The 18,675-nt window shown below is 65.6% G+C and carries 6 protein-coding genes; 2 read left to right on the forward strand and 4 right to left on the reverse strand.

Annotation, left to right across the window (positions count from 1 at the left end; translation table 11 throughout):
• Nucleotides 1–16: 16 nt before the first annotated feature.
• The gene (locus tag JFU57_RS30905) at nucleotides 17–13,039 is read right to left on the reverse strand and encodes a non-ribosomal peptide synthetase (RefSeq protein WP_201131867.1); all 13,023 of its coding nucleotides are present in this window, start codon (nucleotides 13,037–13,039) and stop codon (nucleotides 17–19) included.
• Nucleotides 13,040–13,413: 374 nt separating this feature from the next.
• Here JFU57_RS30905 and JFU57_RS30910 point away from each other — a divergent pair, with 374 nt between their 5' ends.
• Entirely contained in the window at nucleotides 13,414–13,962 is a 549-nt protein-coding gene (locus JFU57_RS30910) for an RNA polymerase factor sigma-70 (protein ID WP_020299746.1), read from the forward strand.
• Nucleotides 13,963–14,058: 96 nt separating this feature from the next.
• Here the strand turns inward: JFU57_RS30910 and JFU57_RS30915 are convergent, their stop codons facing one another.
• The 3 genes from JFU57_RS30915 to JFU57_RS30925 form a co-directional block, all read right to left on the reverse strand.
• Entirely contained in the window at nucleotides 14,059–15,072 is a 1,014-nt protein-coding gene (locus JFU57_RS30915) for a GNAT family N-acetyltransferase (protein WP_078470623.1), read from the reverse strand.
• Nucleotides 15,073–15,171: 99 nt separating this feature from the next.
• On the reverse strand, nucleotides 15,172–15,966 hold the full coding sequence (locus JFU57_RS30920; RefSeq protein WP_201131868.1) for a substrate-binding periplasmic protein: 795 nt from the start codon (nucleotides 15,964–15,966) through the stop codon (nucleotides 15,172–15,174).
• Nucleotides 15,967–16,063: 97 nt separating this feature from the next.
• Nucleotides 16,064–16,687: a TetR/AcrR family transcriptional regulator gene (locus JFU57_RS30925; RefSeq protein ID WP_020299743.1), complete on the reverse strand. Its 624-nt coding sequence runs from the start codon at nucleotides 16,685–16,687 to the stop codon at nucleotides 16,064–16,066.
• 186 nt (nucleotides 16,688–16,873) lie between these two features.
• Between JFU57_RS30925 and JFU57_RS30930 the strand changes: the two genes are divergently transcribed.
• Nucleotides 16,874–18,664 (forward strand): acyclic terpene utilization AtuA family protein, encoded by a 1,791-nt coding sequence (locus JFU57_RS30930; RefSeq protein ID WP_201131869.1) that lies wholly within the window; start codon nucleotides 16,874–16,876, stop codon nucleotides 18,662–18,664.
• Nucleotides 18,665–18,675 lie beyond the last annotated feature (11 nt).

Below are 18,675 nucleotides of genomic sequence, written 5' to 3' on the forward strand. Positions count from 1 at the left end.
CTACAGGGTCAGTGGGTTAGAGGCCCTCCAGTTCGGCCATGAGATCGCTCAGGCGGTCGGCTTTTTCTTCATCGATTTCGCTGGTGCCCAGGCCGTCGATGTACTCGGCCAGTTCCTGCACCGTGCTGCATTCGAACATGGCCCGCAGCGGTACGTTGCGTTGCAGTTGCTTTTGCACCCGCGAGGCGATCTGCGTGGCCAGCAGCGAGTGGCCGCCGAGCTCGAAGAAGTTGTCGCCGATGCCCACCTGCTCGACCTTCAGTACCTCGGCCCAGATCGCGGCCAGGGTCTGCTCCAGTTCGTTGCGCGGTGCCAGGTAGTCCTGGCCTTGCAACTGGCCGATCTCCAGGGCCGGCAGGGCCTTGCGCTCGAGCTTGCCGTTGGCGTTGAGGGGCATGCGCTCCAGCCATAGCCAGTGCAGCGGCACCATGTATTCCGGCAGTTCGCTGCGCAGTTGCTGCTTGATCCGCTCCAGGCGTTCGCCGGGCGTGAGCGCCGAGTCACTGGCCACCAGGTAGCCCACCAGGTGCTTGCCATTGGCGCCCTCTTGCACCCCGACCGCCGCTTCGCGAACGTCCGGATGCTCGTGCAGGCGAGCTTCGATTTCCCCCAGTTCGATGCGGTAGCCGCGGATTTTCACCTGGTGGTCGATGCGCCCGACGTACTCCAGGACGCCATCGCTGCGGCGCCGCGCCAGGTCACCGGTACGGTACAAACGCTCGCCCGGCGCGCCGAACGGGTTGGGCACGAACACCTGGGCGGTGCGCAGCGGATCGCTGACATAACCGCGCCCGACACCGGTGCCGGCCACGCACAATTCGCCGACCGCACCCAGGGGCGCCAGGGCCAGGGCGTCGTCCACCAGGTACAGCAGGTTGTTGTCGGTGGGCGTGCCGATCGGCAGGTAACTGCCACGGGTCGAGGCCTGGTCGACGCGGAAGAACGCCACGTCATCGGAACATTCGGCCGGCCCGTAGGCATTCACCAACCCCACCTGTGGATAACGCAGCAGCCACTGATGGGCCAGTTCCGGTGGCATCGCCTCGCCGGTGGGCAACATCCAGCGCAGGCCGTCGAGCGCCACCGATTCCTGGGCAAGCATGCCCTGGATCAGTGACGGCACGCTTTCCAGCACGCTGATGCCCTGGGCCTGCACGTGTTCCAGCAAGCCCTGGGGATCGTGGGCCAGGGCGTTGGGCACGATGTCCACCCGCGCCCCGAACAGCGGCGCAGCGAGGAACTGCCAGACCGAAATATCAAAGCTCTGGGACGCCGTCTGGGCGATCACATCGGCCTCGCTCAGTTGCAGGTACGGCACCTTGCTCAACTGGTTATTGAGCATGCCGCGCTGCTCCACCATCACGCCCTTGGGCAGACCGGTGGAACCCGAGGTGTAGATCACGTACGCCAGGTTGTCCGGGGCGCTGTAGCGGCCCGGGTTGCCCTCGGCAAAATCGCCGGCCTGCACCGCCTCCCACACCAGCAATTGCGGGCGGTGGGCACAGGCCAACTCGTCGAGCAGGTGCTGCGCTTGTTCACGGCAGGCTTGGGTGCACACCAGCAACGGGGTCCGGCTCAGGTCGATGATGCGCTCCAGGCGCTGGCTCGGCAGGCCCGGGTCCAGGGGCAGATAACCGGCCCCAGCCTTGAAGCTGCCGATGATCATGCCCAGCAGGTCCAGGCCGCGCTCGGCCAGCAGCGCCACCGGTTGGTCGAAGCCCACGCCCTTGGCCAGCAGGGCATGCCCCAGGCGGTTGCTGCGTCGGTTCAACTCGGCATAGCTGTGGTGCTGATCCAGGCAGGTGGCGGCAATGCGTTGCGGATGGGCCGCTACTTGCGCCTCGAACAGCTCGACGTAACTGCGCTCCAGCGGGTAATCACCGGCGCTCTGGTTGCAGTCGTGCAGCAGGAATTGCTGCTCCTGCTCGCCGAGCAATGGCAGGTCGGCCATGTCCCCGTGCAAGCCGTGCATCAGCGCCAGCAGCAGGCGCTTGAACTCGCCCAGCATGCGCTGCACGGTGTTCTCGTCGAAGTAACGCTGGTCGTAAGAGAGGTGCAGCCCCAGGTCATCCCCTGGGTAGCACACCGCCGTCAGCGGGAAGTTGGTGTGGGTGCGGCCCGAATCCGAGGTGGCATTGAGGCTTTGCGCACGGTCCAGCACCGAGACTTCCACCGGCGCGTTCTCGAACACAAACAGGCTGTCGAACAGCGGCTGGCCCTTGGGCAGTTCACTGTGTTCCTGGATGCTCACCAGCGGCAGGTATTCGTACTCGCGCAGCTCCATGTTGCTGGCCAGCAACTCGCCGAGCCACTGGCGCACGCTGCACGGCTGATCGTCAGCCGGCATCTTGACCCGCAGCGCGACGCTGTTGATAAACAGCCCCACCGTGCGTTGCATCTGCGGCATCTCCACCGGGCGTCCGGCCACGGTGACGCCGAAGAGCACGTCGCGCTCGCCGCTCAAACGCCGCAGCACCAGAGCCCAGGCCGCCTGGGCGAAGGTGTTGATGGTCAGTTGGTGCTGCTGCGCCAACTCGCGCAATTGCGCACCGTCGCGGGCATCGAGACGGGTGTAGCAGTCGCCGACGGTCATGCCACCGCTGTCACCGGCGTGCTCACGCAGGAAAGGCCGGTCGCTGGGGATCGGCGTGGTCTGCTCGAACCCTTGCAGGTTGCGCTGCCACCACTGGCGCGCCTCGGCCAGGCTCTGGCGTTGCAGCCAGCCGATGTAGTCGCGATAGCGCGGCGCCACATCCAGTTGCGGGTCGCGGCCTTCGCCGAGGGCGCTGTAGATCTCGAAGAAGTCATTCATCAGCAACGAGCGGCACCAGGCATCGATCAGGATGTGGTGGTTGCTCATCATGAACCAGTAGCGGGTGGCGCCGACGCGGATCAGCCGCAGGTGGAACGGTGCCTGCTCCAGCAGTTCGAACCCGGCTTCGCGCTCACGCTTGAGCAGCGCTTGCAGTTGGGGCTCCTGCTCGGCCTCGGCTACCACAGTCCAATCCAGGTACTCGATCGGCGTGCTGCCCGGCTTGTGGATAACTTGCAGCATGTCCTCGCCGACGTTCCAGCAGAAGGACGCGCGCAAGGCTTCATGACGGGCGATCACCGCCTGCCAGGCCTGGGCGAAACGCTCGGGGTCGAGTGCGCTGTTGATGCGGTAGCGGTCCTGCATGTAGTACAGGCCGGTGCCCGGCTCCAGCAGGGTGTGCAGCAACATGCCCTCCTGCATCGGGGTCAGCGGGTACACGTCTTCGATCTGCGCCGCCGGCACCGGCAAACCGTCCAGCTGTGCCTGGGTCAGGCGGGCCAGGGGGAAGTCCGAGGGCGTCAGGCCGCCGGCATCATCCTTGAGGCAATGGGCAATCAGGCTACGCAGCTCGCCCAGGTAGGCCTCGGCCAGGTCGGTGATGGTCTGGCTGTCGAAGCGCTCGGCGCTGAAGGTCCAGCGCAGCACCAGTTCGCCGCCATACACCTGGCTGTCGACGCTCAGCTCGTTGGGCAGCGGTGCGTCCGGCGAGTGGGCCGGGCCCACCGGCTCGTCCAGGGGGCGGAACAACGCGTCCTGGGCAAAACTCTGGTCGAACTGCCCCAGGTAGTTGAAGGTGATCGGCGCCCGGGGCAAGGCGGCCAGGGTCTGGCGGCTCAGGTCGTCGGCCAGGTAACGCAGCACGCCATAACCCAGGCCCTTGTGCGGCACCGCGCGCAATTGCTCCTTGATGGCCTTGATCGAGGCGCCCTGCCCGGCTGCTTCTTCGATCTGCAACGGGGTCAGGCGCAACGGGTAGGCACTGGTGAACCAGCCCACGCTGCGGGTCAGGTCGATGTCGTCGAACAGGGTTTCGCGGCCGTGGCCTTCGAGCTGAATCAACGCCGAGTCCTGCCCGGTCCAGCGGCACAGCACCCGCGCCAGGGCCGTCAGCAGCAGGTCGTTGACCTGGGTGCGGTAGGCGGCGGGCGCCTGTTGCAGCAGTTGCTGGGTGCACGGGGCATCCAGGGTCACGCTGACGGTCTGCCCGTGCCGGTGTTGCTGCCCGCCCTGGGCGCGCTCCACCGGCAGCTCGGCGCTGGGACCGGCCAGTTGATCCTGCCACCAGCCCAGCTCTTCGCGCAGGGACTCGCTGCCGGCATAGGCCTGCAAGCGCGCCGCCCAGTCGCGCAGGGCACTGGTTTTCAGCGGCAGACGCGGCGCCTGCTGCTCGAGCAACTGGCGGTAGACGCTTTGCAGATCGTCCAGCAGCACGCGCCACGAGACCCCGTCGACCACCAGGTGGTGAATGGCAATCAACAGCCGTTGCTGGTCTTGCGGCCCGTCCACCAGCAGCGCCCGCAACAGCGGCCCCTGCTGCAGATCGAGGCCGCGCTGGGCGTCGCTGAACAGTTCGAGGCAACGCTCCATGGACGGCACGCGCACGTGCCACAGCAGCGGCTCGTCACCCAGGGCCTGGTGTTCGGCCTGCCACGTGCCCGAGTCCTGGCTGAAGCGCAGGCGCAGGGCGTCGTGGTGCTCCAGCACCGTCAACAGGGCCTGCTCCAGGTGCTGCGGATCCAGCGCCTGGGTCGGTTGCAGCAGCAAGGCCTGGTTCCAGTGCTGGCGCTCGGGAATGGCGCTGTCGAAGAACCAGTGCTGGATCGGCGTCAGGCCCGACGCGCCGCTGAGCAGGCCTTGCTCGGCACTGACCTGCTGGCTGCGGCTGGCGACGGCGGCCAGGGTCTGCACGGTCTGGTGCTGGAACAGGTCACGCGGGCTGAAATGAATACCCAGCTGGCGCGCCCGGCTGACCACCTGGATCGACAGGATCGAGTCGCCCCCCAGTTCGAAGAAGTTGTCGTTCAGGCCGACCTGAGCCAGGTTCAGCACTTCGCACCAGACCTGGGCCAGGGTCTGCTCCAACTCGTTGCTCGGCGCCACGTACTGCTGGCGGTTGAGCTCCGGGTCCGGCAGGGGCAAGGCGCGACGGTCGAGCTTGCCGTTGGCGGTCAGGGGCATGCTCGCCAGCAGGATCAGGTGGGTCGGCACCATGTAGTCCGGCAACTGGCTTTTCAGGTGCAGCTTGAGCGCATCACGCAGGGCGTTCTGCTGCTCGGCGCCGTGCTCGGCCGCCTCGCTCACCAGGTAGGCCGCCAACTGCCGGCCACCGGGCATCTCCAGCGCCAGCACCACCGCCTCACGCACCGCAGCATGTTCCAGCAGGCGGGTCTCGATCTCCCCCAGCTCGATGCGGAAACCACGGATTTTCACCTGATGGTCGATCCGCCCCAGGTATTCCACCAGGCCGTCGGCACGCTGGCGCACCAGGTCGCCGGTGCGGTACAGGCGCCCGCCCTCGGTGCTGAACGGGTCGGCGACAAAGCGTTCGGCACTCATGCCCGGACGCTGGTGATAGCCCTGGGCCAGGCCGGCACCGCCGACATACAGCTCACCGGTGGCACCTTGCGGCACCAGGGCCAGGTCGGCATCGAGAATGTAGGCGACACGGGCGCCGATCACGCTGCCGATCGGCAGGCTGCCGACGCCCTCCTCCAGCACCTGGGGTGCGAGGCTGGCCAAGGGCATGACCACGGTTTCAGTGGGGCCGTAGGCGTTGAAGAACAGGCTCGGCTGGAACGCCGCGCGGATCCGGCTCAGGTGCTCGCCGGTCAAGGCTTCGCCGCCGGTGATGCACATGCGCACCGGCAGGGTTTCACCCTGGGTTGCCAGCCACTGCGCCAACTGGCTGCCGTAGCTGGGGGTAAAGCCGAGGATGTTGATCCGGTGCTGGCGGATCAGTTGGCAGATCTCCTGCGCGTCCCACTGGCCCTGGGCCCGCAGCACCACATGGGCGCCGCTGAGCAGCGGCACCAGCAGGCGCTCGGTGGCGGCGTCGAAGTTGATCGAATAAAAGTGCAGCTCGCAATCGTCGGCGCGCATGCCGAAGCGCTTGATCACCGCCTGGCAATGCATGGCGATTTCGCCGTGGGCCACCACCACGCCCTTGGGTTTGCCGGTGGAACCCGAGGTGTAGATCAGGTAGGCCTGATGCTGCGCCAGGCTGATAAAGGGCAACTCACTGGCCGGGTAGTCGGCCAGCAGCGCGCCGTCTGCCTCCAGGCACCAGCGCCCGACCGTGGCCGGCAGCGGGCCCAGGGCCTCGAACATCGCGCTGTCGCTGAGCAGCAGGCCGATGCCGCTGTCTTCGATCATGTAATGCAGGCGGTCCAGCGGGTATTCCGGGTCCAGGGGCACGTAGGCGCCGCCGGCCTTGAGGATCGCCAGCAAGCCGATGACCATTTCCAGGGAGCGCGGCAGGGCCAGACCGACCCGGACCTGGGGGCCAACCCCACGCTCACGGAGCATCCAGGCCAGGCGATTGGCGCGCTTGTCGAGCTCGCTGTAGCTCAGGGTCTGCCCGGCAAAGGTCAGGGCCGGCGCGTCCTGGCGAAGCTGCGCCTGCTGGCTGAACAGCTGCTGGATGCATTGGTCGAGACGATGCACCCCGGGCTCGATGCCCAGGCTGTCCAGCAGCTGCTGTTGCTCGCCGGCGTCCAGCAGCGGCAGTTCGCTCAAGCGCTGCTGCGGATTGGCGATCAGCGCCTGCAACAGGTTGCGCCAGTGCCTGGCCATCCGCGCAATGCGCGGCTCGTCGAACAGGTCGGTGCTGTAGGTCAGGCAGCAACCCAGGCGATGGTCGAGGTCGGTGACTTCCAGGTTGAGGTCGAACTTGGTCGCCCGCGCGTCGTTGGCCAGGTATTCCACGCTCATCCCGGCCAGTTGCCGGCTTTGCTGGAATTCCCAGCGCTGCACGTTGCACATCACCTGGAACAACGGGTTGTAGGCAGCACTGCGCGGCGGTTGCAGGGCTTCCACCAGGTGGTCGAACGGCAGGTCCTGATGGGACTGGCCCTCGATCACGGTGTGCCGCACCTGCTCGAACAGCTGGGCCACGCTCATCTGCCCGTCGAGCTGGCAACGCAGGACCTGGGTATTGAGGAAGGCACCGATCAGCCCTTCGCTTTCCGGGCGGATGCGGTTGGCCACCGGCGCGCCGATGCGCAGGTCGGTCTGGCCGCTGTAGCGGTACAGCAGCACTGCCAGGGTCGCGGTCATGGTCATGAACAGGGTCAGGCCCTGTTGCGCATTGAAGGCGCGGACCCGCGCTGCCAAATCGTCACTCAGGTCGAAGCGGTACAGCTCGCCCTGATGGCTTTGCACCGGCGGCCGCGGACGGTCGCTGGGCAACTCCAGCAGCGGGTGCTCGTAGCCCAGTTGCGTGGTCCAGTAGTCGAGCTGGCGCTGGCGTTCGCCGGCCTCCAGCCACTGGCGCTGCCACACGCTGTAGTCCAGGTACTGCACCGGCAACGGTTCCAGGGGCGACTCGCGGTCGTCGATAAAGGCTTCGTACAGCGCGCTCAACTCCCGGGCGAAAATATCCATCGCCCAGCCCTCGGTGACGATGTGGTGCAGGGTCAGGACCAGGTAGTGCTCCTGCTCGCCGGCCTTGACCAGGCACACCCGCAGCAGCGGGCCGGTCTCCAGGTTGAACGGTGTATGCGCCTCGCTGTCGGCCAGTTGCTGCAGACGCGACTCCCGGGCCGCAGCGTCGAGCGCGGAAAAATCCTTCCAGGCCATGCGCACCGCGCTTTGCCCGTGCACCTGTTGCCGGGCCACGCCGTCGACGCTGGGGAAGGTGGTGCGCAAGGTTTCATGGCGCATGATCAGCGCCTGCAACGCCGCCTCGAAACGCCCGATATCCAGCACACCGCTAAAGCGCGCCATACCGCCGACGTTATAGGCCGGGCTGTCGGGCTCCATTTGCCACAGGAACCACATGCGCTGCTGGGAATAGGACAGTGGCACCGGCAGGCTGCGGTCGACCTTGGCAATCGGCGGCTGCTGGTTGCGTTGCCCCGCTTCCTGGATCAATCGCACCTGTTCGGCAAAGTCCCCCAGCTCGCTGGCTTCAAACAGCACCCGCAGCGGCAGCTCGACATCACAGGCCTGGCGGGTGCGGGAAATAATCTGCGTGGCAAGCAACGAGTGGCCGCCCAGGGCGAAGAAATCGTCACGCAGGCCGATCCGTTCCTGGCCCAGCACTTCGCGCCAGACCCCGGCGATTTGCTGTTCCAGGGCGCTGCTCGGCTCAACGTGCTCGCGCACCTGCCACTGCGGCTCGGGCAAGGCACGGCGGTCGAGTTTGCCGCTGGGGCTCAGGGGCATGGCCTCCAGGCGCAGCAGTTGCGCCGGCACCATGTAGTCCGGCAGCTCGGCGGCCAGCGCGGTTCTCAGGCGGACACTCTGCGCCGCGTGCTCCTCGCTGCTGTCACTGCTGGTGTAGTAGCCGATCAGTTGCGCCCCGGCCAGGGTGTCGCGCACCAGTACCGCAGCCTGGGCCACGCCGTCCTGGGCCAGCAGCCGCGCTTCGATTTCCTGCGGCTCGACGCGAAAGCCCCGCAGTTTGACCTGCTGATCGAGGCGTCCGAGGTATTCGAGCACACCCTCGCGGCTCCAACGCACCCGGTCACCGGTGCGGTACAGGCGCTCGCCGCTGACGCTCAGCGGGTCGACCACAAAACGTTCGGCGGTTAGCGCCGGACGTCCCAGGTAGCCACGGGCCAGGCCGTTGCCGCTGATGCACAGCTCACCCGGCACGCCGGCAGGCAATGGGTTGAGGTCGTGGTCGAGCACGCGGCAAATCACATTGCCCAGGGGCCGGCCGATGGGCGAACGCTCGCCGTCGGCATCGGTGCAGTGCCAGTGGGTAACGTTGATCGCGGTCTCGGTCGGGCCATAACGGTTGTGCAGTTGCACCTGCGGCAGTTGCTCCAGGACTCGGCTGCGCAATTCGGCAGGCAAGGCTTCGCCCCCGGAGAACAGGCGGCGCAGGCTTGTGCACTGGGCGACCAGGGGCTCATCGATAAACAGCTGCAACAGCGGCGGCACAAAGTGCAGGGTGGTCACGCCGTAGTCCTGCACCAAGCGGGCGATACGGTGCGGGTCGCGATGCTCGCCGGGGGCGGCGATCAACAACTGGCAACCGGTGATCAACGGCCAGAAGCACTCCCAGACCGACACGTCAAAACTGATGGGCGCCTTTTGCATCAGCACATCGCTGGCGTCCAGGCGGTAGGTGGCCTGCATCCACTGCAAGCGTTCGCTCAGCGCCTGATGGGTCACGCCCACACCCTTGGGCTGGCCGGTGGAACCGGAGGTGTAGATCACATAGGCCAGGTGCTCGCCATCCAGGTGCAGGCCCGGGGCGTGGCTTGGCCAGGTGTCGAGCTTGAGGCTGTCCATGGCGATGGTGCTGACGCCCTCGGACGGGGGCAGGCGCTCGAGCAGGTGGGTCTGGGTCAGCAGCAGCTCGACGCCGCTGTCGCCCAGCATGTAGGCCAGGCGCTCGGCGGGGTAATCCGCATCCAGCGGCACATAGGCGCCACCGGCCTTGAGGATCGCCAGCAGGCCGATCAGCAGGTGTGGCGAACGCTCGGCGGCAATCGCCACCCGCACATCCGGGCCCACGCCCTTGTCGCGCAGGTAATGGGCCAGGCGGTTGGCCTGGGTGTGCAGCTCGGCAAAGCTCATCTGGCCGCCGTCCCACAGCAGGGCACTGCGCTCCGGGGTCAGCCGCGCCTGTTCGCAGAGCAGCTCCGGCAGCCAGCGCGTGGCCGGGGCGCAGGGGGCGCTGCTCCATTGCAGTTGCTGGGCCTGCTCGGCCGGGTTGAGCAGTTGCAGGTCGCCAATTGCAGTATCCGGCTGCTCGCAGGCCTGTTGCAGCAGGCTGACGAAATGCTCGGCCAGACGCTCGATGGTGGCGGCGTCGAACAGTTCATCGGCGTAATCGAAGGCCAGGCTCAGGCGCCCATTGCGGTCTTCGTCGCTGTGCAGTTGCAGGTCGAACTTGGCTTCGCGGCTGTGCCACGGCAACTCTTCGGCCAGCAGCCCGGGCAGCCGGCGCAAGGCGCTGAGATCGCGCTGCTGGTGGTTGAACATGACCTGGAACAGGCCCTGCTCCCGCGCCTGGGGGAAGGCTTCCAGCAGTTGTTCGAACGGCAGGTCCTGATGGGCCTGGGCTTCCAGCGCGGCTTGCCGGGTCTGTTGCAGCAGCTCGGCGAACGACAGCCGCGAATCGATGTTGGCGCGCAGCACCTGGGTGTTGATGAAGAAGCCGATCAGGCCCTGGGTTTCCAGGCGCGGGCGGTTGGCATTGGGCACGCCGATGCGCAGGTCGCGCTGACCGCTGTAGCGATACAACAGGCTCTGGAACGCCGTCAGCAGCACCATGAAGGCGGTCGATTGCTGGGCCTGGGCGGCTTCGCGCACTGCCTCGCTCAGGCTCGCGCCCAGGCGCAGGCTGTGGCGTGCGGCGCTGCGGGTGAGCTGCGCAGCGCGTGGGTGGTCGGTGGCCAGTTCCAGGCTCGGGTGCTCGTCCCCCAGTTGCTGTTTCCAATACGCCAGTTGGCGTTCGCCCTCGCCCTGGGCCAGCCACTGGCGCTGCCAACTGCCGTAATCGGCGTACTGCAACGGCAGGGGCGCAAGCGTCGCCACCTGCCCCTGGGAGGCCGCTGCATACAGGCGCGAAAACTCGTCGATCAGCAGGTTCAGCGACCAACCGTCGGCAATGATGTGGTGCAAGGTCACCAGCAGTTGGTGCTCTTCGTCGTCCAGGCGCAGCAGGGTGACCCACAGCAGCGGGCCGTGCTCCAGGTCGAACTGGGTGCGGGCTTCGTCCTCGCGGATCTGCCGGGCCCGGGCTTCGCGCTCGGCCGGCGGCAGGTCGCCGAGATCGATCAGTTGCAGGTTGAATTCAGCGCTCGGGGCCACCTGCTGCAGGGCCTGGCCGTCGCGTTCGAAAAAGCGCGTGCGCAGCGATTCATGGCGTTCGATCAATTGCTCGAAGCTGGTGCGCAGGGCGTCCTGGTCCAGTTCGCCGCGCAGGCGCAAACCGGCGGGAATGTTGTAGGCCGTGCTCTGCGGGTCGAGTTGCCAGGTGATCCACAGCCGGTTCTGGGCCAGGGATTGCGGCAGGGCCTCGCTGCGGGACAAGGCGCCAATGGCGCCCTGGGCCAGGCCGCCGTCCTGTTGCAGGCGCGCCACCTGGGCAGCAAAACCGGCCAGGGTCGGGGCCTCGAACAGCAGCCGCAGGTTCAGTTCCAGGCCCAGCGCTTCCCGCAGGCGCGCCACCACCTGGGTCGCGGCAATCGAGTTGCCGCCAAGCAGGAAGAAGTGATCATCGGCCGCCACGTGCGGCACTTGCAGCTGCTCGGCCCAGATCTGTGCAATCACGGCGTGCAGCTCACTGCTGCCCTGCTCGGCCGGGGTCGACTCAAGGGCGCCCCCGTGCGACGGCGGGAACAATCCATAGTGATCCAGGCTGCCATCGGCCAGGCGCGTGCGGCAGGCCGAGCGTTGCAGTTTGCCGCTGGAGGTCTTGGGCAACGCCCCCGGGTTGAGCAGCACCACCACGCTTGGCGCTTCCTGATAGGCCTCGGCCACGGCCTGGCGAATCAGCTTGATCAAGGCCTCGGGCGCCAGGATTTTCTGCACGCTGCGGCTGATCTCGGCGGCAATGCCGATGCCTTCCACGCCCTGCTCGGTGACCGCGAACGCCGCGACCCGGCCTTTGCGCACCACCTCCACTTCACGCTCGATGGTTTGCTCGATGTCCTGTGGATAAAGGTTGTGCCCGCGCACGATCAGCAGGTCTTTCAGGCGCCCGCTGATGTACAGCTCGCCAGCGCGCATAAAGCCCAGGTCACCGGTGCGCAGCCAGGTGCGACCAGCGTGCTGGACAAAGGTCTTGGCGCTGGCTTCGGGGTTGCGCCAGTAACCGTGGGCGATGCTCGGGCCGGCGGCCCAGACTTCGCCCACCTGGTTTTCGGCCAGTTCGGACAAGGTGTGGGGGTCGACGATCAGCACCGCGTGCAGCGGCTGGCTGCTGCCGCAACTCATCAGCGCATTGCCGCTGCCCGGCTCGGCGCAATTGCGCGCCAGGGCCTGGTCATCCAGGCGCAACGCCGGGATGCCCTGGCCACGGGTACCGCCGGCCACGAACAAGGTGGCCTCGGCCAAACCATAAGACGCAAAGAACTGATGGGAGGTGAATCCGCAGGCGGCGAATTTCTCGGCGAAACGCTCCAGGGTGTCCAGGCGAATCGGCTCGGAACCGGAATAGGCCACGCGCCAGCGGCTCAGGTCCAGGCGCGCCAGGGCCGACTCGCTGACCCGCTCGCTGCACAGGCGGTAAGCGAAGTCCGGGCCACCGCTGATGGTGCCGCCGTACTCGCTGATCGCCTCCAGCCAGCGCAGGGGCCGACCGAGGAAATACCCCGGGGACATCAGGACACAGGGCACGCCGCTGAAGATCGGTTGCAGCAACCCGCCGATCAGGCCCATGTCGTGGTACAGCGGCAGCCAGCTGACGATCACATCATCGGGGTTGAGGTCGATGCCAAAGCCGCGACGGATCAGCAGTTCGTTGGCCACCAGGTTGCCATGGCTGACTTGCACACCCTTGGGCAGCGCCGTCGAACCGGAGGTGTATTGCAGGAAGGCGATATCGTCGGCCGCCAGCTCAACGGCCCGCCAGCCCTGGGCCAGGCTCGGATCCAGCGTGTCGACACAAAGCAGGGGCGGTGCTCCGGGGGCTTGCAACTCTTCCATCTGCAGCAGGGATTCACGCAGGCCGGCACTGGTCAGCAGCAGCCTGGGCTCGGCGTCGGCGATGATCGAGATCAGCCGCTCCTGGTGATGGCGCCGGCTCGACTCCGGTGGATAAGCCGGGACCGCGATCACCCCGGCATACAGGCAGGCAAAAAACGCCGCGACATAATCCGGCCCGCTGGGGAACAGCAGCACCGCCCGGTCGCCCAGCTCGGCGTTGGCTTGCAGGGCCGCAGCCAGGGTCCGCGCGCGCAGATCGAGGTCGCGGTAAGTGAGGACCACGTTCTGATCCTGGTCTTCGGCAAGAAAGCGCAAGGCCACTTGATCGGGCGTCTGAGCCGCCCGGCGTTGAAGGGCGTGGGCCAGGGTGCTGGGGAGTTCGAACGCGTCCGTCATGGGGTTTCCTGCCAGGATTATGCTTGCAATTGGTGTCGATCCGGGAGCTGCCGAGCGCCTCACAACCCTTTTATAAACAAAGGGTTATTCCGATATAGAGGAGGTTTCAAGCGCTGCATGACAAGGCTCTTGGCCCGTGACCTTTCTCCAATGAGAACGGATGACGTCTTGAAATAATTAGTCGCCATCCTGCGCTCTCAAGGCTCGGCGCCGGGGTCAGACGTGCAGCAGTTCTCAATCTGCACCCACCAAGAGCATTAATTCTCTTTCTCAATTGACAATCATTATCATTAGACCTAATTTGTCGCTCGATGTGTAGGACGAGTCCCAATCTTCTGTCGTCCCACTTACCTCCCTGCAACAAGGTGATTTCCATGACGGAACAAGTATCCACAAGCAAGTGTGATTCACCGCTTCTCCAGGCGTTTGTCGATAACCGCCTGATTCTGGTCAAGATTGCCGCGCGCATCACGGGCTGCCGCTCGCGCGCCGAAGACGTGGTGCAGGATGCGTTCTTCCGATTGCAGTCGGCACCGCAGATCACTTCATCGTTCAAGGCCCAGCTCAGCTATCTGTTCCAGATCGTGCGCAACCTGGCGATCGACCATTACCGCAAGCAGGCGCTGGAGCAGAAGTACTCAGGCACTGAAGAGGAAGGTTTGAATGTGGTCATTCATGGCGCGTCCCCGGAAACCTCGCACATCAATTTTTCGACCCTGGAACACATCGCCGACGCCTTGACCGAGCTACCGAGTCGCACCCGCTATGCGTTCGAGATGTACCGCCTGCACGGCGTGCCGCAAAAGGACATCGCCAAGGAGCTCGGCGTCTCGCCGACCCTGGTCAACTTCATGATTCGCGATGCCCTGGTGCACTGCCGCAAGGTCTCGGGCAACCGCGCCGATACCTACGCCCGCCGTTGAGCCCCGCCTCTTCCTGAGGTCAGCAACTCGCTTGCAGCCGACCAGGGCCCGGAGCAGAAAACTGCACCGCCCTCGCCGGCAAGCCCGCTCCCGGGATTACAGCAGGGAGCAATGATCGAAAAAGCGTTCACGCCCCAACATCATCAAGGCCGCGCGCTTGTGGGGAAAATCGAACTCCTTCTCGCAGTGAAAACACTGGTTGTGCATGTAGCCGATCATCTTCGCGTTATCGGCGCGCGGCTCGGCAACCACCGTCTGGGTGCGCGGGTCGTCGAGGAACAGGTAATGCACCAACGCCGATAACCAGCTCGCCACCTTGTGCGGGCCGCGCTGATCCTCTTCTCCCACCAGCATGTGAATGCCGCGATCGTAATTGTCGGCGTCATAGAACGGTGCAATCCGGTCTTCCTTGGCCCAGTAGGCTTCGAAGTAGGCGAACGGCTGGTCGTCGAAACAGCCGATCAGGGTCAGGGTGTGGGGGTCGGCCTGCAGCTTGTCGAGGTATTCGCGGTGCTGCTCGAGGCTGCCGCCTTCCTGCCAGAAACTCAGGACCCGCGGGTTGTTCTGCCAGCGGTTGAAGCGCGCCAGGTCGCTCTCGATCTCCAGGGTGCGCAACGACACCCAGGCCCCCAACCGCGCATCGAAGCGTCGATAGACTTCACCCCGGGGCTTGACCGGACGTCGAGGGTGACGCTTGCCGTCGCTGATGATCATCTGCTGTGGATAACTGCCCGTCAGCGACTCGCCCAGCCAGGGCTGCGGCAACTGCCAGAACAGGGTGCGCTGGCACAGGTACTGCTCGGCGTGCTCGCCGGCTATCAGCAGCCCGCTGCGCAACGCCTCATCAGGACGCTCGGGCAGGTGCCAGGTCAGGCTCTGGCAGCTCGGGTCGCGGGCGAACAACCAATAGCAGGCGGCCCAGATCGCCTGGCCCAACGGCCGCTGGTGCAGTTGCAGCAGGTGGACCTGGGTCTGTTCCTCACGGTCGAGGCGCAGTTGGATCAGCAACTGCCCTTCCAGTATCAGGCTCAGGCAGGTGGCGGTTTCATCGGCGGCAAGGCGTTGCCCCTGGGGCAACGCCAGGGCGCTCAGATCGTTCAGGTTGGACATGGGTCGGGCTCACGATAATCGTCGACAGTTCAAGCAAGTGACGTGATCGGAGAGCAAAAATTTAGCCTTCAACGCCAGGCGTCGGGCCATCTGGCGCAATCAGCGACGGGCCACTGGCCTCACCACGATGCGGTAGGGGTCGAAGATCTTCAGCATCTGCCCGTTGTCGCGCAGGCCCTGGAGCAACTGGCCGAAGGCTTCGCCGCTGATCGGCGCTTTGGAACGGATCAGCGCATAGTGGTGATACACCTGATCGATGCGCTCGGAGACCAGCAGTTGCGGGGCGTCATCGGCGTTATGCAGCAGGAAGTCGCTGAGGTAGGAACGGGTCACCAGGGCAATGTCCGAACGCCCGCGCAGCACCATCAGCAAATTGCTGTCGTGGGAGTACGTCAGCGTGGCGTTGAAGGTCTGCGCCAGGTACTTGGGGTCGGCGTTGAAATGGGCAAAGGCATAGTGGTAGCCGCTGAACAGCGCCAGGCGCTTGCCGGAAAGGTCGTTGAAGTATTCCTGGCCCCGCTGCGGCGTGCGCTGGGCGACGAAAATCTCTGCGTCCTCAAGGCCCATGTCGACGCTGGTGTGGGCGATGTCCTGCCAGCCCCAGGCGGGGTTTTCAAAAATCGCCATGTCCACGCGGCCCTGCTCGAAATCACGAAAGCGCCGGGGGATGGACGTGGGAACCAGAACGAACTGGTAGTCGCTTTGCAGCTGGTTCAGGGCTTCCACCAATTGCGGCAGGAGCCCGGTGTCGGCGCCCTGTTCGGGACGTACGGTGTACGGCGGAAAATGCGCCGCCGCGACCCGTACCAACTGCGCCGCGGTTGCCGGCCCCATCCATAGCGCAACCAACGCCAATAACGCGATGTGCGTGGCCGTACGCATGGACAAGGACATCAAGGCAACACACCTCAAAAAAGACCGGGGGAATGCAAGTAAGCTAGGCGGTTTCAAGCACTTCGACAACTTTTGCAACAAACAATGATGGCTTGGGCTACCGGTCCTTGAGCACCAGGGTCAACGCTTCCTCGGCCAGTTGCTCCAGGGTCATGCTGCCATCGGCGCGAAACCAGGTGGTGGTCCAGGACAAGGCACCGGTCAGAAAGCGCCGGGTGATAAACACATCGCCCTTGATATACCCCGCTTCCCGGGCCTCGCCCAGCACCTGCAACCAGATCTGCTCATAGATATCGCGCAGCGCCAGCACTTGCGCCTGGCCCTCGGCGGACAGCGAGCGCCACTCGTACACCAGTACCGCCATGGCTTCGCCGCTGCCGCCCATGATCGACTGCAATTCACAGCGAATCAGCGCCAGCACCCGCTCGCGCACGCTGCCGGCCGCGGCCAGTTCGACCCGCATCAACGCGGTGTTGTAGTGGATGGTTTCTTCCATCACCGCGCGCAGGATGTCGTCCTTGCTTTTGAAGTGATGAAAAATGCTGCCCGATTGAATGCCCACGGCGCTGGCCAGGTCACGCACCGTGGTGCGCTCATAGCCTTTATTGCGAAACAGATGGGCGGCGGTTTGCAGCAGCTTGCCCCGGGCGCTGTCGGGGTCGGTCAGTTGCCCGTTGGCGACCAGCTCGCGTATGGCCTGCAAGGCTTTTTGCTCGTCCACGGGTTCTCTCCTACATTCAGCCAATCAGAAATACGCTGCCGCCCCTGAAAACAGGCGGGTTGCGCGCGCAATTTAAGCCTCCGGGGGCGACCAAGCAAGCGCTCGGGTCGAAGATACCTTGTGCATTTACAAACCAAGCGCTTGCTTGGTAGTCTCCTCGCAGTTCTTTTACCCGAGAGCCCTGCCATGACCAAGACCGTACGCATCGGCTGCGCCAGCGCCTTCTGGGGCGACACCTCAAGTGCCGCCGCGCAACTGGTGGAGGGCGGACACCTGGATTACCTGGTGTTCGACTACCTGGCCGAAATCACCCTGTCGATCATGGCCGGTGCCCGCATGAAGGACCCGACGGCCGGCTTCGCCACCGACTTTGTCGACGTCCTCAGCCCGCTGCTGGCGACCATTGCCCAGCAGCGGATCCGGGTCATCAGCAACGCTGGCGGGGTCAACCCCCAGGCCTGCGCCGCTGCTCTGCAAGCCGCCTGCGACAAAGCCGGGGTCAAGCTGAAGATCGCCGTGCTACTGGGCGACGACCTGCAACCTCAATTCAAGCAACTGCGCGATGCCGGCCTCCACGAGATGTTCAGCGGTGCGCCCCTGCCGGCAACGTGCGTCTCGACCAATGCCTACCTGGGCGCCCCGGGGATTGTCGAAGCACTGCGCCTGGGGGCCGACATCGTGATTACCGGGCGGGTGGTCGACAGCGCGGTGGTCAGTGCGGCGCTGGTGCATGAGTTCGACTGGTCGTGGCAGGACTACGACAAACTGGCCCAGGCCGCCCTGGCCGGGCACATCATCGAATGCGGCGCGCAATGCACCGGCGGCAACTTCACCGACTGGCGCGAGGTGCCGGACTACGAACACATCGGTTTTCCTATCGTCGAAGTCGCGGCCGACGGCCAGTTCGTGGTGAGCAAGGTCGAACACAGCGGCGGCCTGATCAGTCCTCTGAGCGTCGGCGAACAGTTGCTCTACGAGATCGGCGACCCGCGTGCCTACCTGCTGCCGGATGTGGTCTGCGACTTCAGCCAGGTCCGGCTGCGGCAACAGGGCAAGCAGGCGGTCAGCGTGCACGGCGCCAAGGGCCTGCCGCCCACGGCCCAGTACAAGGTCAGCGCCACCTACCTCGACGGGTTTCGCTGCACCGCCAGTTGCCTGATGGCCGGCATCGACGCCGTCGCCAAGGCGCGCAGGGTCAGCCAGGCGATCATCGACAAGACCAGCGAGATGTTCAGCCAGCGCGGCTGGGCGCCCTACAGCGAAGTGAACATCGAACTGCTGGGCAGCGAAGCCACCTATGGTCCCCATGGCCAGCGCCAGGACAGCCGTGAAGTGGTGATCAAACTGGCGGTGCGCCATCCGAGCAAGCAGGCCCTGGTCCTGTTTTCCCGGGAGATCGCCCAGGCCGCCACCGGCATGGCGCCGGGCCTGACCGGGATCGTCGGCGGCCGGCCGACGGTGTATCCGCTGATCCGCCTGTTCTCCTTCCTGATCGATAAACAGGCCTGCCCGTTAAGCATCGACTTCGCCGGGCAGCAGCATCCCTGCGCCCTGCCCGCCGTCGACGCCCTCGACCCGGCAGCCCTGCCCGCCCCGCACCCGGTGCCCAGGCCCGAAGGGCGCGCCGACGCCAGCGTGGCCTTGATCAAACTGGCAGTGGCGCGTTCCGGCGACAAAGGCAACCACAGCAATATCGGGGTCATGGCTCGCAGCGCCGAGTACCTGCCGTGGATTGCCGAAGCCCTGACCCCGGAAGTGCTGGTGGACTGGATGAGCCACGTGCTCGATCCGCTGCATGGCCGGGTCGAACGCTGGTACTTGCCGGGCAGCCACAGCCTCAACTTCCTGCTGGAAAACGCCCTCGGCGGCGGTGGCGTGGCCAGCCTGCGGATCGACCCGCAAGGCAAGGCCTTCGCCCAGCAGTTGCTGGAAATCCAGATCCCGGTGCCCCAGGGCATCGCTGACGCCGTCAATTGACGCAAAGGAGC

The organism is Pseudomonas sp. TH07 (assembly GCF_016651285.1).
Classification (GTDB): Bacteria; Pseudomonadota; Gammaproteobacteria; order Pseudomonadales; family Pseudomonadaceae; genus Aquipseudomonas.

What these genes read in the sequence shown, in the direction of transcription:
- JFU57_RS30905 (WP_201131867.1), bottom strand. Translation starts at nt 13,039, where the DNA reads ATGACGGACGCGTTCGAACTCCCCAGCACCCTGGCCCACGCCCTTCAA.
- JFU57_RS30930 (WP_201131869.1), top strand. Translation starts at nt 16,874, where the DNA reads ATGACCAAGACCGTACGCATCGGCTGCGCCAGCGCCTTCTGGGGCGAC.
- JFU57_RS30910 (WP_020299746.1), top strand. Translation starts at nt 13,414, where the DNA reads ATGACGGAACAAGTATCCACAAGCAAGTGTGATTCACCGCTTCTCCAG.
- JFU57_RS30920 (WP_201131868.1), bottom strand. Translation starts at nt 15,966, where the DNA reads ATGTCCTTGTCCATGCGTACGGCCACGCACATCGCGTTATTGGCGTTG.
- JFU57_RS30915 (WP_078470623.1), bottom strand. Translation starts at nt 15,072, where the DNA reads ATGTCCAACCTGAACGATCTGAGCGCCCTGGCGTTGCCCCAGGGGCAA.